The 15,028-nt window shown below is 58.7% G+C and carries 14 protein-coding genes and 2 pseudogenes; 3 read left to right on the top strand and 13 right to left on the bottom strand.

Annotation, left to right across the window (positions count from 1 at the left end; all coding sequences use genetic code 11):
• Positions 1-183: 183 nt before the first annotated feature.
• The 4 genes from AC4LE2_RS02890 to AC4LE2_RS02875 form a co-directional block, all read right to left on the bottom strand.
• The gene (locus AC4LE2_RS02890) at positions 184-381 is read right to left on the bottom strand and encodes a hypothetical protein (protein ID WP_491824011.1); all 198 of its coding nucleotides are present in this window, start codon (positions 379-381) and stop codon (positions 184-186) included.
• 12 nt (positions 382-393) lie between these two features.
• Entirely contained in the window at positions 394-837 is a 444-nt protein-coding gene (locus tag AC4LE2_RS02885; protein WP_491824010.1) for a DUF3597 domain-containing protein, read from the bottom strand.
• Positions 838-928: 91 nt separating this feature from the next.
• Complete coding sequence (locus AC4LE2_RS02880; protein ID WP_491824009.1) at positions 929-1,882, bottom strand: sensor domain-containing diguanylate cyclase; 954 nt, start codon at positions 1,880-1,882, stop codon at positions 929-931.
• Between the two features lies 1 nt (position 1,883).
• Entirely contained in the window at positions 1,884-2,876 is a 993-nt protein-coding gene (locus AC4LE2_RS02875; RefSeq protein ID WP_491824008.1) for a response regulator, read from the bottom strand.
• A gap of 287 nt (positions 2,877-3,163) precedes the next feature.
• Here AC4LE2_RS02875 and AC4LE2_RS02870 point away from each other — a divergent pair, with 287 nt between their 5' ends.
• Complete coding sequence (locus tag AC4LE2_RS02870; RefSeq protein ID WP_491824007.1) at positions 3,164-4,747, top strand: aldehyde dehydrogenase (NADP(+)); 1,584 nt, start codon at positions 3,164-3,166, stop codon at positions 4,745-4,747.
• A 73-nt stretch (positions 4,748-4,820) separates the two neighbouring features.
• Here the strand turns inward: AC4LE2_RS02870 and ggt are convergent, their stop codons facing one another.
• The 3 genes from ggt to mdaB form a co-directional block, all read right to left on the bottom strand.
• Entirely contained in the window at positions 4,821-6,488 is a 1,668-nt protein-coding gene (gene ggt / locus AC4LE2_RS02865) for a gamma-glutamyltransferase (RefSeq protein WP_491824006.1), read from the bottom strand.
• 71 nt (positions 6,489-6,559) lie between these two features.
• Positions 6,560-7,456, bottom strand: coding sequence for a LysR substrate-binding domain-containing protein (locus AC4LE2_RS02860; RefSeq protein ID WP_491824005.1), 897 nt, complete (start codon positions 7,454-7,456; stop codon positions 6,560-6,562).
• 20 nt (positions 7,457-7,476) lie between these two features.
• The gene (gene mdaB, locus AC4LE2_RS02855) at positions 7,477-8,061 is read right to left on the bottom strand and encodes an NADPH:quinone oxidoreductase MdaB (RefSeq protein ID WP_491824004.1); all 585 of its coding nucleotides are present in this window, start codon (positions 8,059-8,061) and stop codon (positions 7,477-7,479) included.
• Between the two features lie 155 nt (positions 8,062-8,216).
• On the opposite strand from mdaB, the gene AC4LE2_RS02850 reads away from it, so the two are divergent.
• A complete protein-coding gene (locus tag AC4LE2_RS02850) occupies positions 8,217-8,534 on the top strand; it encodes a putative quinol monooxygenase (protein ID WP_491824003.1) in 318 nt (105 codons plus the stop codon).
• 5 nt (positions 8,535-8,539) lie between these two features.
• Here the strand turns inward: AC4LE2_RS02850 and mmsB are convergent, their stop codons facing one another.
• Positions 8,540-9,439, bottom strand: a complete 900-nt coding sequence (mmsB, locus tag AC4LE2_RS02845; protein ID WP_491824002.1) for a 3-hydroxyisobutyrate dehydrogenase — start codon at positions 9,437-9,439, stop codon at positions 8,540-8,542.
• Positions 9,440-9,448: 9 nt separating this feature from the next.
• Positions 9,449-10,975, bottom strand: coding sequence for a CoA-acylating methylmalonate-semialdehyde dehydrogenase (locus tag AC4LE2_RS02840; RefSeq protein WP_491824001.1), 1,527 nt, complete (start codon positions 10,973-10,975; stop codon positions 9,449-9,451).
• 124 nt (positions 10,976-11,099) lie between these two features.
• Here AC4LE2_RS02840 and AC4LE2_RS02835 point away from each other — a divergent pair, with 124 nt between their 5' ends.
• Positions 11,100-12,059 carry a LysR family transcriptional regulator gene (locus tag AC4LE2_RS02835; RefSeq protein ID WP_491824000.1) on the top strand — a complete coding sequence of 320 codons (960 nt, stop codon included), beginning with the start codon at positions 11,100-11,102 and terminating at the stop codon, positions 12,057-12,059.
• Here AC4LE2_RS02835 and AC4LE2_RS02830 read toward each other — a convergent pair.
• From AC4LE2_RS02830 to AC4LE2_RS02815, 4 genes and pseudogenes are all read right to left on the bottom strand, one after another.
• Positions 12,039-12,691 (bottom strand): annotated as a pseudogene (locus AC4LE2_RS02830) (IS5 family transposase); the annotation flags it as partial. The gene AC4LE2_RS02835 and the pseudogene AC4LE2_RS02830 sit on opposite strands and share 21 nt — an antisense overlap.
• Before the next feature lie 32 nt (positions 12,692-12,723).
• Complete coding sequence (locus AC4LE2_RS02825) at positions 12,724-13,014, bottom strand: hypothetical protein (protein ID WP_491823999.1); 291 nt, start codon at positions 13,012-13,014, stop codon at positions 12,724-12,726.
• A gap of 3 nt (positions 13,015-13,017) precedes the next feature.
• A complete protein-coding gene (locus AC4LE2_RS02820; protein ID WP_491823998.1) occupies positions 13,018-13,929 on the bottom strand; it encodes a lipid II-degrading bacteriocin in 912 nt (303 codons plus the stop codon).
• A 586-nt stretch (positions 13,930-14,515) separates the two neighbouring features.
• Positions 14,516-15,021 (bottom strand): annotated as a pseudogene (locus AC4LE2_RS02815) (GNAT family N-acetyltransferase).
• Positions 15,022-15,028 lie beyond the last annotated feature (7 nt).

Genomic DNA, 15,028 nt, shown 5'->3' with positions numbered 1-15,028 from the left:
CCTGGGGGTAACTGGAGACGAGAGGCGTCGGCTATCTCCCCCCGGGGCGCCCGGGCAGTTCACATGTAAGCGCTTGAAGCCTCAAAGAGGCAAGCAGGTACAGGAAAGGTACGGAGGGTACTACTAAAACGCAGTAGCGGCGTACAGGCAGAGCCTGTCGCCGCCTTGCTGCTTCACGACAACTTAGTGCCGGCCATTGCGCTCAGCGCGATCTTTCTCGCTGAGCTCTACAACACGCTTGGCCGCTTCTATATCGTCGTAACGGTATTCATCGCGCCCATGCTCGTCAGTGATCTGGAACACAGGGGCGTCGGCTTCATCGCCTCGGCGCGCTTCACAGGGAATATCCCTGCCTTCCAACCGCTTGATCGTGACAGCCATGGGGCGTACTCCTTACAGCAGTTCGGAAGGTACGGTGCCGCCTTTGGCCTGCACTTTTTGCAGTACCTCTTTGTGCAGCCATGTGTTCATTGCAGCAGAGTCATTCATTTTATCCGTAGGGTAGCCCAACTCAGTGGCCAGCTCTTTACGGTGTTCCAGGCTGCTGTCGATACCCAGCAATTTAAGCAAGTCCACTATCGAAGCGCGCCAGTTCAGCTTCTCAGCACTGGAGTTAGCCATGCCGTCTAGCTTGGCGCCAATGTCAACACTGCCCATGCCAGTAGCAGGGGTGGTGGCGCTAGGTGCCAGGCCACCTTGGGTGACAGGTGGCGCGCTGCCTACAGGGGCAGAGGTAGTAGAGCCAACAGGCGCTGCGGTGGGCGTGGTGGTGGTGCTTGGCTGGGCGTCGTCGCCGCCAAGGCCCAACTTGTGCAGAATGTCTTTGAACAGGCTCATGTGTATTCCTCGTTATGCCACTAGGTATTAGGTGGACTAGGGCCTTACACGGAAAGTTTAATCGGTTTTATAAGCGGATCGACGAACGTACCTATCCAAACACCGTTACCCGGTTCCGGCCGCTGCGCTTGGAAGCGTACAGCGCCCGGTCGGCGCGCTCGATCAACTCTTGGTAATCGGCCACTGGCTGGCGCAGGTCTGCCACACCCAGGCTGATGGTGAAGCGGATTGCTTGCCCATCATGCTGTACGATCACCGCTTCGATAGCCGCGCGCAGGCGCTCGGCAAGTACCTCCCCTCCTGCCTTGTCGGTGTCGGGCAGCAGCAAGGCGAATTCTTCCCCGCCGTAGCGGCCACAAATGTCCGAATCCCTCACATGCTCCCTGACCACGTCGGCCACGCGCTGGATCACGCGGTCCCCGCCGGGGTGGCCGTAGGTATCGTTCACCTGCTTGAAGTGATCGATGTCGAACATGATGAGCGAGCAGTCATGGCCGTAGCGGCTGTGGCGGGCGTATTCATGCTTGAGGGCCTCTTCCCAGTGCCCTCGGTTGTACAGGCCGGTGAGGCGGTCGGTGCTGGACAGCTTTTGTAACTGCACATTCACGGCCTGAAGCTGACGCCGGTTCTTGGCCACTTCGGTCACGTCATAAATCACCAGGCACACGTGCTCCACCTTGTTGTTGATGGAGCGCAACGGGAACAGGGTGGTGTTCTGGTACATGAACGGCTCGGAGCCGGTGATGGGTTGGTAGGTTTCGAACTCAAGCAGAAACGGCCGCTGCTCCCAGATGGTGAACGAGGGCGAGCCCAGGGTGACCACGCTGGCGACCTTGCGCGAGAACCACACTTGATCCACTTCGGGGAACAACGTAAAGAACGGCTGCCCCTGCGCATCCCGGGCCGGCACGCCTGAGTGGTTTTCGATAAAGGTGTTCCATACCTGCACCGTGAAGTCGAGGTCGAACACCACCACGCCTACGTCGATGCTTTGAGTAATAGCCAGCAGCCAATGAAGCTCGGTCAGGTCAACGGAATTAGTCATGTCAGTCCATCATGTACGCGAGCTTGGCCTTGAGCTTAGCCAGGGAGGTTTCTGTAAACAGCAGCAACAGGTTGAAATGGATATCGTGCCCTTCCACGCTGTAGCTGATTTCCACGGCCAGGGTTTGCTTCCAGCGATGACGGTTGAGCTGAATCAAGTCGCTGATGTGCGCATGCTCACCCAGGACTTGTGGGTGACTCAAGGAAAAGGTCACATCGATCTGCTCGCCAATGCCGCTGAGGCAGGCGCCAATCAGCAATGCAGAGAGGTCAATCAGCATTTCGGACTGGTTGCTGTCCCTTTGCTCCTGACGCATCAGGCGCGCCATGTCCAGCATGTTGCTGTCGTGGAACATCAGCAGGGCTTCGCCTGCAATGCCTTCGCCGATATAGCCCTGGCAAATGGCGGTTAACTGGTTGCCTTGCTGAGCATCGGCCAGGGCCATGTGCAGCTCGCCCACTTCCAGCACGTTGACGTTAGGCAACGGCAGCTCGACGAACACGTTCAGTACCTTGGCCAATAACGCAGCGGCGCGGCCCATGGCGACGTTGATGGTTTCGCGAAAGGCATCATTGAAGCCGATGGTCATTTGCGCTGCGGCGTTGGGGCCGGTCGTACCCGGCTGCCCCATCAACCCGCAGCGGGCGAGCGCCTGGCGCAGCTCATCGGCGTTGGCTGGCTTCTTCAGGAAGGTGGTAGCACCCAGGGCCATGACCCGGCGAACGGCTTCGTCTTGCACGTCACCAGAGACTACGATCACGCGCGCCGGTAGCCGCTCCTCACGAATGGCCGCCAGCACCTGATAGCCGTCCATTTCCGGCATGGTGAGGTCGAGCAGTACGACGGCACCTTGGCCACGGCGGATGGCATCCAGGCCGAGGCGGCCGTTTTCGGCCTGGGTAATGGTGACGTCGAGGCCTTCGGGCAGTGCGCGGAGCAACTGCTTGCGGGCCATGTTCGAATCGTCGCAAATGAGCAAAGGTACAGCAGCCATTGAGAGGGGTGTCCCTGTTGTAATGCGTATTAAGCGGACCAGCGGCACTGTAAACAGAGTGGGCGGCACAGCGCTAGCGCTTTAAGGTATCTGTATCAAATCCAGCACAAAGTACGGTAAAACAGCCCAGGTGCTGCCCTGTGAGGGCTGCCGTGATGGCTGCGCTTGGCCATACGAGGGTCAGGTTGTATGATGTCCGTCAACACGGCCATCGAAGCGTTGCCCGTCTGGATGCCGCTATCCTCGTGGCACCCCTCGTTTACCGTTAATCGAACAAGGAGACAACAATGCCTGACGTTCTCGGACACAACTTTATCAACGGTGCCCGTAGCGCCCTTGGCCAGCCTAGCCTCAAGAGCATAGACGCCAGCAGCGGCGAAGCCCTGCCCTATGCCTTCTACCAAGCCACCGAGGCTGAAGTTGACGCTGCCGCCACCGCCGCTGAAGCGGCTTATATCGAATTCCGTCAGTTGAGCCCCGCACGCCGTGCTGAGTTCCTCGATGCTGTTGCTGATGAGCTGGACGCCTTGGGCGACGACTTCGTGGCCATTGTGTGCCGCGAAACTGCATTGCCTGCTGCCCGTATCCAGGGTGAGCGCGGCCGCACCAGTGGCCAGATGCGCCTGTTCGCCAAGGTACTGCGCCGTGGCGATTACCTGGGGGCGCGCATTGACCTGCCCTTGCCCGACCGCAAGCCCCTGCCGCGCCTGGACCTGCGCCAGTACCGCATCGGCGTAGGCCCGGTCGCTGTGTTCGGTGCCAGCAACTTCCCATTGGCCTTCTCCACCGCCGGCGGCGACACAGCCTCTGCGTTTGCCGCTGGCTGCCCAGTCGTAGTCAAGGCACACAGTGGCCACATGGCTACTGCTGACCTGGTCGGCACCGCTATCACCAAGGCGGCCGAGCGTACCGGCATGCCCAAGGGCGTGTTCAACATGATTTTCGGTAGCCGTGTCGGCGAAGCCTTGGTCAAGCACCCGGCCATTCAGGCCGTGGGCTTCACCGGCTCCCTGGGTGGCGGTACCGCGCTGTGCAAGATCGCTGCCGAGCGCCCACAACCCATTCCGGTGTTCGCCGAGATGTCCAGCATCAACCCCGTGATCGTGCTACCTGAGGCGTTAAAAGCCCGTGGGGCTACGGTGGCCAAGGAGCTGGCAGGTTCGGTGTGCATGGGCGCTGGCCAGTTCTGTACCAACCCCGGCTTGGTAATCGGCGTCAAGTCTCCAGCCTTCAGCGAGTTCCTGGACGCGCTGAAAACCGAGATCGGTGGGCAGGCGGCGCAGACCATGCTCAACGCTGGTGGCCTGCACAGCTACGGCAAGGGCGTAGAGCACTTGCACAACCACCCAAGCATCACCCACCTGGCCGGTAACACCCAAGAGGGCCAGCAGGCACAGGCGCAACTGTTCAAGGCAGATGTGTCGTTGTTGCTGACCGGTGATGCACTGCTGCAGGAAGAAGTGTTCGGGCCCACCACCGTGGTGGTGGAAGTGGAAGACGATGCGCAACTCAAGCAAGCCTTGCTTGGCCTGCGCGGGCAACTGACCGCTACCCTGATCGGTGAAGCGGCAGACCTCAACGCCTACCAGTGGCTCACTCCGATCCTGGAGCACAAGGTGGGCCGTATCCTGGTGAACGGCTACCCTACCGGCGTGGAAGTGTGCGACGCCATGGTGCACGGCGGCCCATTCCCGGCCACCTCCGATGCCCGTGGCACCTCCGTAGGTACTCTGGCCATCGACCGCTACCTGCGCCCGATCTGCTTCCAGAACTACCCAGACGCGTTGCTGCCCGAAGCGCTGCAAAACGCTAACCCGCTGGGCCTGCAACGGTTGGTCAACGGCGAGTGGAGCACCCAACCCGTCGCGTGAACAGCCTAAGCACTGGCAAGCCTGCGGCGGGGCCACATTGGCCCTGCTCGCAGGCTCGCTGCCTACTGAGAAGTTAATGGACGATCCGCCCTTCCCCACGCCCTCGTGGATCGGATGCCGTCTCCAATTGACCGTTCTGCACCCGAATCAACTGTACGTTGCCCATCAACCAACCCTGGTCTTTGAGGGTATACCCCATGCTTTTGAGGTCATCCGCTGCCTCGCCTTGCAAAGGTGCCAGGGCGTCGTAGTAGATCGTGTCCTTGGGCAGCAACTGGTGGTGTACCCGCTGCACGGTCACGGCTTCGACCGGCGTGAGGTGGTAGTCGTACAGGTTGTTCATCACCTGGAACACCGTGGTGAAGATCCGCGAACCACCCGGTGTGCCGACCACCAGCGTTACCTTGCCATCGCGGGTCACGATGGTCGGGCTCATGGAGGACAACATGCGCTTGCCAGGGGCAATCGCGTTGGCATCACTGCCCACCACACCGAAGCCGTTGGCCACGCCAGGCTTGGCGCTGAAGTCGTCCATTTCATCGTTTAGCAAAAAGCCTGCGCCCTTCACCACAACGCCACTACCGTAGTCGAAGTTGAGCGTGTAAGTGTTGCTGACGGCGTTGCCGTCCTTGTCGAGAATGGAGAAGTGAGTGGTCTGGTGCGTTTCAAGCCCTGGGCGCACCTGCTCGGTCGCAGAAATCTGGGTCGGGTTGATTTCAGCGGCGCGGCGGTCCAGGTAGGCCGGCGCGGTGAGCATGCCCACGGGTACCTTGTTGAAGTCGGGGTCGCCCAAGTAATCGGCACGGTCAGCGAACACCCGCTTTTCAATTTCGGCCAGCAGGTGGATATAGCGTGCGGAATTGAGAGGCACGCCCTTGAAGTCACTGCTGCGGCGCTCCTTGATGCCCAGCAGTTGGGCCAATGCGATGCCACCGGAGCTTGGCAGCGGCGCGGTGTACACCGCATTCCCACGCCAGTCGATTTTTAGCGGTTCGCGCCACTGCGCTTTGTAGCCTTTAAGGTCGGCGGCGGTCATCAAGCCGTTGTCCCGTTTCATCTGTGCCACCAGCAGCTGAGCGGTTTTGCCCTGGTAGAACTCACTCACGCCGTGGTCGGCAATGCGCTCCAGGGTGAGCGCCAGCTCTGGCTGGGTAAAGCGCTCACCGGCTTTCAGCGAGCCGAAGTAATCAGAGAAATTGGTGCTGCCCTTGAACAGCGCGATGGCATCTTCACGGTACTGGTACTGCTGTTGCGCCGCGATGAATCCGCGCTTGGCATAACCAATGGCAGGGGTTAGCAGCTCTGCCCACGGCAGCTTGCCGAAGCGCTTGTGCGCCTCCCACAGCCCCATCACCGTACCCGGTATACCTGCCGCCCTGGCCCCTACCAGGCTCGCATCCGGCAGCACTTCGCCCTTGTCGTTCAGGTACATGTCACGGGTGGCCGCCCGTGGCGCGGTCTCGCGGTAATCGAGGAAGTAGGGCTTGCCGTTGACGAACAGGGTCATGAAACCGCCGCCCCCCAGGTTGCCGGCTTCAGGGTAGGTCACCGCCAGGGTGAAGGCAGTGGCGACCGCAGCATCGACTGCGTTGCCGCCACGTTTGAGAATGGCCTCGGCCACTTCTGCGCCATAGCGATCCGGTGCGGCCACCGCGCCCGCAGGCAAGGCACTGGCCCAGCTCCCGCTTGAGGCAACCAGTACCGCCGTAGCAACCAGGGTTTTGCAAAGTACGAGACGCATCGAGTGTCCTTGTTGTGAAGTATCCGCACTCAATTAAGGCCTATAAACCGACCTTCGGCAAAGGTGCCACGCTAGCGAGCGTAGGCTTTGAGCGTGTCCTGGATGAAGTCGAGGAAGCACTGGATGCGCAGCGCCAGTTGCGTGTTGCGGTAGTACACCGCATGGATGGGCTGGCCCTGGCCGCTGATGGCGTGGGACAGCAGCACACGCAGGCGGCCCTCCCGAATGTCGTGGTGGGTCATGAAGTGGGACAAGCACACGATGCCCTCGCCGGCCAGGGCCAACTCGCGCAGGGTGTCGCCACTGGAGGCCGCCAGCACCGGCGTGATGGGCCAGCGGTCACCGCCTTCGTGGCGCAAGGGCCACTGGTTGAGATTATCGTTGCGCGTAAAGCCCAACAGGTGGTGGGTGAGCAGGTCCTCCACGCGCCGGGGCGTACCGTGGCGCTGGAGGTACGCGGGGCTTGCCAGCACGTTAATGGGGCTGAACCCCAACGGCCGGGCGTGCAAGGTGGAGTCGGCCAGGGGCCCGATACGGATCGCCACGTCAGTGCCTTCTTCGAGCAGGTCGATCACCAGGTCGTTGGTGTTGAGCTCCAGCATGATGTCGGGGTAGCGCGCTCGAAACTCTGCCACGTGGGGCACGATGGCATGGAGCATGAACGGCGAGGCGGCGTTGATCCGCAAGCGCCCGGACGGGGCCTGCTGGCGCAAGGCGAGGTGTTCTTCCAGCGCGTCCATGTCTTGAAGAATGGCCTTGGCCCGCTCGAAGAAGTACCGGCCTTCTTCGGTCAGGCTCATGCGCCGCGTAGTGCGGTTGATCAAGGTGGTGCCCAGCTTGGCTTCAAGCCGCGCCAGCGCCCGGCTTACTGCCGAGGGTGACTGCCCTGCCTGCTCGGCGGCCGCAGACAGCGAGCCCGCTTCGATCACAGTCACAAAGAGATGGAGTTCGTCGGAGCGGGCTTTCACATCAGGCGCCTGGCAAAAAATTACGCCTGTTTTAACACAGCGGCCAAGTGCTGTTGATAGCGCGCCACATCGGCCTCGATGTTGGGCTGCTTCATGACGTCTACCGCCAGGAACGTCGGCAGCGCGGTCATGCCAAGGAACTGATGGGCCTTGTGGAAGGGGAAATACACGGCGTCTACACCTTTGCCCTCGAAGAAGTCCTGAGGGTCATCGAAGGCTTGCTGGGGCGCGTTCCAGGTTGCCGAGAGCATGTAGCGCTTGCCCTGAAGCAACCCACCACTGCCATACCGCTGGGAGGCGTCCGAGCGGGTACGGCCGTCGTTGGCATACAAGCTGCCATGGCCTTCGGTGAACACTTCGTCGATGTACTTTTTTACTGTCCAGGGCGCGCCCATCCACCAGCCCGGCATCTGGTAGATCACTACGTCTGCCCACTGCCATTTGCCTACCTCGGCGGCGATGTCGTAACCGCCGTCGATAAAGGTGGCTTGAACGTGATGGCCGGCGCGGTCCAGCCAGGCCAGCGCGGCGTCGTGCAAGGTTTCGTTGTAACGGCCTGCGGAGTGTGCGAATTGTTTGCCGCCATTGAGTAGCAGGATGTTCATCGGCCTAGCCTCATCGAATACTGGAATGGGGCGCAGCCTACCCAGTGGCGCTGTAAAGAAAAACCCTTCGAGGCGCAATTCGGTTGTTCCCTGAACGCAAAAATCAAACGGCGATTGTTGCGGTAGCATTAGGCTCTTTTCGAGGAGGCGCGTGCATGAGTGAGCCCTACGGTTTTATCCTTCAAGCCAAGACCCACCCCGCGCAAGCGGAGGCCTTCAAGTCACTGTTTCTAGGCTATGTGGAGGCCAGCCGTAGCGAGGTGGGATGCGTGGAGTACCACATGCTGCAGGATGAAGACGACCCCAGCCTGTTCGTATTCTTTGAGGTCTGGGAGAGCAAGGCCGCGCTGGAGGTGCATTCGGGGCTGCCGCACATGCAGGCTTTTTTCGAAGCCCGCATGACGTACCTGGAGCGCGATTTTCAGATCCAGCGCGTGCGCATGCTCAGCCCTGCGTCGATGAAGCGCCTCTAAGCGCGCTATAGGCCTGGTTTGGCAGCGGGCTGGTAGCCTTTGATGATGGCCGAGAAATCCAGCCCACCGTCGCCGCGCACGTCCATGGCCTGGTACAGCTGCTGGGCCAAGGCACCCATCATCACGGGTTGATTGGCCTGCTTGGCAGCCTCCGTAGCGAGGCCCAGGTCCTTAAGCATGAGGCGGGCACCGAAGCCACCGCTGTACCCCCGGCTGGCGGGCGCGGTGGCAATGATGCCGGGCCAGGGGTTGTAGGTATCGGCACTCCAGCACCGCCCGGTGGAGCTGCTGATCACCCCCGCCAGCACGTGAGGGTCGATACCCAAGGCATTGCCCAACGCCATGGCTTCGGCCACGCCGATCATGGAAATGCCCAACAGCAGGTTGTTGCAGATCTTCGCCACCTGACCTGTACCCACGCTGCCGCAGTGCACGATGTTTTTACCCATCTGCGCCAGTACCGGCTGCAACACCGTGAACAAGGCCTCGCTCGCACCCACCATGAAGGTGAGGGTGCCTGCCTGGGCGCCACCGGTGCCACCCGACACCGGCGCATCAGCAAACGCTACGCCCTGGGCTTCAGCGACGGCGTGCAGATCCCGCGAGGTCTGGGGATCGATGGTGCTGCAATCCACGACCGGCGTACCCGCCCGGATACCCGCCAACACGCCCTCCGGCCCATGGAACACCGCCCGCACATGGGCCGCAGCGGGCAGCATGGTAATCACCAACTCCGCCTGCTCCGCAGCCTGGCGCGGCGACGCTGCCGCCTCCGCGCCCAGCGCACTCAGCTGCGCCACGATGGCGCGATCAAGGTCTACCAGCAGCAGGCTGTGCCCTGCCTGAATCAAATTGCGGGCCATGGGTGCGCCCATGTTGCCCAGCCCTATGAATGCAATGTTCATCGCCGCCTCCTAGCGCAGGTGAATGGTAGTGTTCACACCGGTATTAACGCTGGCGTCGTCGAACCAACGGGCGGTCACCGTTTTGGTCTGGGTATAGAACTGCACCACTTGTTTGCCATAGGGGCCGAGGTCGCCCAACTTGGAACCGCGTGAGCCGGTAAAGCTGAAGGCTGGGACTGGTACTGGAATGGGAATGTTAATGCCCACCTGCCCCACATCGATTTCACTCTGGAACGTGCGCGCGGCCGCCCCGCTTTGGGTGAACAGGCCCGTGCCGTTGCCGAAGGGATTGCGGTTTACCAGTGCGATCGCCTCGTCCAGCGTGGCCACCTCCAGCACCACCAGCACAGGGCCGAAAATCTCCTCGGTGTAGATGCGCATGTCGGTGGTCACACCGGTGAACAGCGTGGGGCCCACGAAGTTGCCCTGCTCGAACCCCGGTACGCTCACCCCCCGCCCGTCCACTTCGAGCCGGGCGCCTTCTTCCACGCCGCTCTGGATCAGCGCCTCTACCCGGGCTTTGGCCTTTCGCGAAATCAACGGGCCGACGTCTGTGCCCGCCTCGCTGCCTGCATTGACCTTCAAGCGCTGCGCCAAAGCTTTAAGCGCGGGTATCCACTCACGGCTGCTGCCTACCATCACCGCCACCGAGGTGGCCATGCAGCGTTGGCCCGCAGCGCCGAACGCCGCGCCTACTAAAGCATTCAAGGTTTGCTCGCGGTTGGCATCGGGCAGCACCACTGCGTGGTTCTTCGCGCCCATCATGGCCTGTACCCGCTTGCCGTGTTGGCCGGCCAGGTTGTACACATGCGTACCTACCGCGGTAGAGCCCACGAACGACACGGCCTTGATCGTAGGATGGGAGCAGAGTGCGTCTACCACCTCTTTACCGCCATGGACCACGTTCAGCACACCGGGCGGCACACCGGCCTCTAGCGCAAGCCTCACCAATTCCAGCGTAGAGAGCGGGTCTTGCTCGGAGGGCTTGAGCACGAAGGTGTTGCCGCACACGATCGCCATGGGGAACATCCACAGCGGAATCATCGCCGGGAAGTTGAACGGTGTGATACCGGCACACACGCCGATAGGCTGGCGCAAGGTATAGGTGTCGACGCCCCCGGCCACGTTTTCGGCGAACTCGCCCATTTGCAGGCTACCCACCGAGCAGGCGTGCTCCACTACCTCAAGCCCACGGAAGATATCCCCTTCGGCATCGGCCAGGGTTTTGCCTTGCTCAGCACTAAGCACGGCGGCAATGCGTGAGCTGTGCTCCCGAATCAACGCCTGCAGCTTGAGCATGATGCGTATACGCGCGCCGATAGGCGTGGCACGCCAGTGTACGAAGGCCGCTTCAGCCGCTGCGATGGCGGCATTGACCTCTTCAGGGGTGGCGAAGGGCACCTTGGCCAGCACCTGTTGGGTGGCCGGGTTTATCACCTCTTGCCACTGGGTAGTGGTGGAGGCTACCCACTCGCCATTGATGAGCAGCTGTGCAGACGTGACCTGGGTATCGCCCGAGGGAAGTGACGCTTTCATCTGTTGCCTCCGCGTGATTGTTGTTATTCGCAGGCCGGCGTGGCTGAAAGCCTGGCGTGTAAAACCCGCTTGAAGTATAGGTAGGCAAATTTCCAATAAAAACGCAGATATAAGCCGGATCATCATGCAAAAACACATCACTTCTCTGGCCAGCCTGAACTGGGATGACTTGAAGTTTTTCCTGGAGGTGGCGCGCCTACGCAAGGCAAGCAGCGCCGCCAAACGCCTGGGCGTCGACTACACCACGGTCTCGCGGCGCATCAATGCGTTGGAGGCTTCGCTGGGTACGCTGCTGTTTGAAAAGTCCCGCACCAATGGCTTTAGCCTGACCACCGAGGGCCAGCGTTTACTGGGCTACGCCGAGGCCATTGAAAGCACGTTGCACATGGCGTGCGAGCAGGTCACAGGCTCCGGGCTGGCGCCGTCTGGCCATGTGCGCATGGGCTGCACCGAGGGGTTTGGCAGTTTTTTTATCACACCGCTGCTTAGCCATTTCGTGGAGCAATACCCCGCGATTTCGGTGGACATCCTGCCCCTGCCCCACTTCATCAGCTTGTCCAAACGTGAAGCCGATATCGTTATCGCGCTGGAACGCCCCGAGCACGGGCCTTATGTCTGTTGCAAGCTCACCGATTACAACCTGCGGCTGTACGCCACCGCCGAGTACCTGGCGCGTCACCCGCCTATCACCGACGCGGCGCAACTGCCCGCACACCCTTTTGTCAGTTACGTGGACGACCTGGCCTTCAGCGCTGAGCTGCTGTACCTCAACCACCTGCTGCCCGCCGCCAGCGCCCGGCTGCGCAGCACCAGCGTCGTGGCGCAGATGGTGGCAGCCCAGCAAGGCTATGGCTTGGCCATTCTGCCCTGCTTCCTGGCCGCCACCGCGCCTAACCTGGTGCCCGTACTTCAAGACCAGATCACCGTCACCCGGCAGTTCTGGATGTACTGCCGGGAGGACTTGCGCAAGCTGAAGCGGATTACCTTGTTGTGGGATTACATCAGGGCGCAGACCGAGGCACAGCGGGGGGTGTTGATGGGTGGGCCGGCTCGGAATATTGACTTAGGCTCTGTACGAAATTGACTGTCGCAAACACCGCAGCGAGCAGGCGAGTGAAACCATTGCAGGCCAGCTTCTGGCCAGCTTGTCGTAGCGAGTCCCGATTCGGCGATTCTCTTTAAGCCAACCAAACATCCGCTCGATGATGTTTCGCTGCGTATATTTAGATTTGACAAATAAACGAGGCAGCCCCGGCCGGGGCTTGCGCTTCATGACCCTGAGCGGGATTACCGGCTGCATGCGGTAACGGTTACAGTACTTACGCAGCGCTTACAAGGGAGGCCGCGCAGCGTAGAGACATAGGCCCCGTCGAGGAGTGGTTGCGTGTAGCTGATGTCGCTGGCGTTCCCACCTGAAAGCAGGAAGCGCAACGGTATGAAGTTAGCGTCGCACAGCATGTGAATCTTGGTTGTCAGTCCACCCCCGGCTACGGCCGAGCGCATGGTCTTCGGGTTCTTCAAGCCCCCTTTTTCCCCGGCGCCGCTGGCAGCTCGGGTGGCGCGTATCGCTGTGGAGTCGATCATCCAAGTCTGCACGTCGATAAGTCCTTGTTCATTGAGCCGAACATGCAGGCGCTTGAGCACCCGACGTCGCACCTGATCGAACGTACCTTGATTACTCCCCTCACGAAACCGTTGATAGACCGTTGACCATGGCCAGACACCTCCGACATCCAAGCAACTCATAGTTATCGGCCAGTGATTTCAAGACGTCCATCGCAACTTAAAATAGCCTGTAACTTTTCGCCACCTAAATCAAAAGGGACTATCCACCATTTATTTCTATCATTATATCGAGATCCATTTAAGATTTTATATTTTTCCATATCGGAAGCATTATGGCTCATAAAATAAAGATCCAAAGACTTTTTAAAGTATGCTTGATCCGCCGTAGGGCAGCCTATGTCCTTACTACCATCACTACAACCGCCAATCAAAATTATAAAAACAAACCCCGCCGCCATCTTTATTAAAAGCATTAATTATCGATTCCCTTTCAATATTATTTTTTTATCACCTATGAAATTTATATAATAGTCAGCATGCCCAAAACCGTCACCTAACCCCCGAAGAAAAGTAGTTAAAGCTTCCTGCATTATTGTACGATTACCGATATCAGCGTCATACTTATCTCGATTTAAACCATAAGCGCCTGTGAAGGTGTAGGAGCCGTCACTAGCAATATCAAGCCTACCACTTACAGCCCCTGACACACGACCAATAGTACCTGCGGCAGGTAGATTTATCGGCGACTTATCAAAGGTATTATATTCAAAGCGGGCACTCTGGATATTATAATTTCCTGGCCCGTTTGCTGAATTTGAAAGTATGCGCTCAACAGGATCAAAGTCAGCCCCTACCATCTGGAGATTAAGGGATTCTACATGCATATTACGATCCTTCCCACCTCCAAATAGCCAATAGGCAATCGCCGCTACTGGCATTACTGGCGTTCCATAGAAATCTAATTTTTTCGAGGGGATGGGCAATACTGAATTAAATGATGCAGGCGTCATAACGCCGTAGATTGCCTCAGTAGTCTTCCCATTTCCGTCCCCAATATAAGCATCAGTCGCTCCATCCAAAACTATATTACCCTGCATATACCGATTCACCATGCAATGCATGATCAACTGTTTTTTGATATTTTCCATCGATTGACCACTTAGACCTTTAAAAACTGCATCAAGGGTCGCTAAGCTGTCATTACTTTCGCACGCCCTCCAAACCTCGCCACCATTGTATGTAATATTTCTTGCTGCATTCTGGATGCGAAATATTTCTTGCAAATAGGGAGGCAAGGAATTAGCTCCCTGCTCCCAACCGTCATCTATAACAGCCGGAATCGCAGACGCATTAACATAAGTAACTCCAAGATTTACCACTTGAGCCATTTTAACCCTCACTAATTAGTCATAAGATAAAAACTACTGATTTATGTAAAAATTATCTGATTGCATTTTGGAAAAAGCTACTCGCGCGACGAGCGAAACCAAGTTAAGCCCTGTACCTCATACCATATGAGGTCTAAAATTAAATTCTTAGCCGCCCCACTTTAAAAACCATGCCGGAAGAATCTAACTCCATTAATCAAAAAGTATTTACTGAAAGCGTGAGCAAAATATTATAAGTCTGCCGAACAACCTTGCATTAAAGCAACATTAAATATGTGCCGAACTAATAGTTTACACAGCCAGCTCAGCTAGGCGACCCGATCGCTGAGTCTGCCTCAGGCTACCTATAAACACGAGATGACGATAATGGAAAAGCAGGACCGCTTCTGCGGGCACTATAAGAACTCCTACCGTAGAGGTTTGCATAATAAAACCGTTCAGAAGAGGTTGGAACAATTTAACCACAAAGCCCCCAGCAGCGCTGTCAGCTCGCTTCTGAAGGTTCTGTAGGAAAAGTGGATTTGAGTCTTAAAGGCTTTTATGCCAGCGATTAGCGCAGTCCGCTAGCGGCTAAAACGCCTCAGCCCTACCCCCGAATTCTCGCCATGGTCAACGCATCCACGTATACCCCATCGCGCACGGCGTAATCGCGTAGCTGGCCTTCTACTTCGAAGCCACATTTGCGGTACAGGGCTTTTGCGGCTTCGTTGTCCGCGAAGACGGTCAGCTCCACGCGGCGCAGGTTCATCCAGTCGTCCGCTACGGCCAATGCTGCCTCCAGCAGCGGGTGCCGATGCCTTTGCCCTGCCATTCGAGCGCGACGCCCATACCCAGGGTGCCTACGTGGCTTTGACGGATGCGGGAATATTGCTCAAGGCTGATGTTGCCGACTACCTCGCCTTGGTAGAGCGCGATCAGTGGTATGCGCCGGTCGGTGCTTGCTTCCAGGCGCTTGCGCCACACATTGATTGATTGGTAAGGCATTTGGAGCACCTGCCGGCATACGGCCGGGTCGCTATAGAGGCGAGTGATACCCGCCAGGTGCACTTCGGTGAGGGGCTGTATCGCGATTTCAAGGGGCGTGGAGGTCACTGTATTT

The organism is Pseudomonas sp. 9.3L (genome assembly GCF_058536285.1).
Note: the sequence above shows the minus strand (reverse complement) of the source record. Positions and strands in the feature narration are given on the sequence as shown.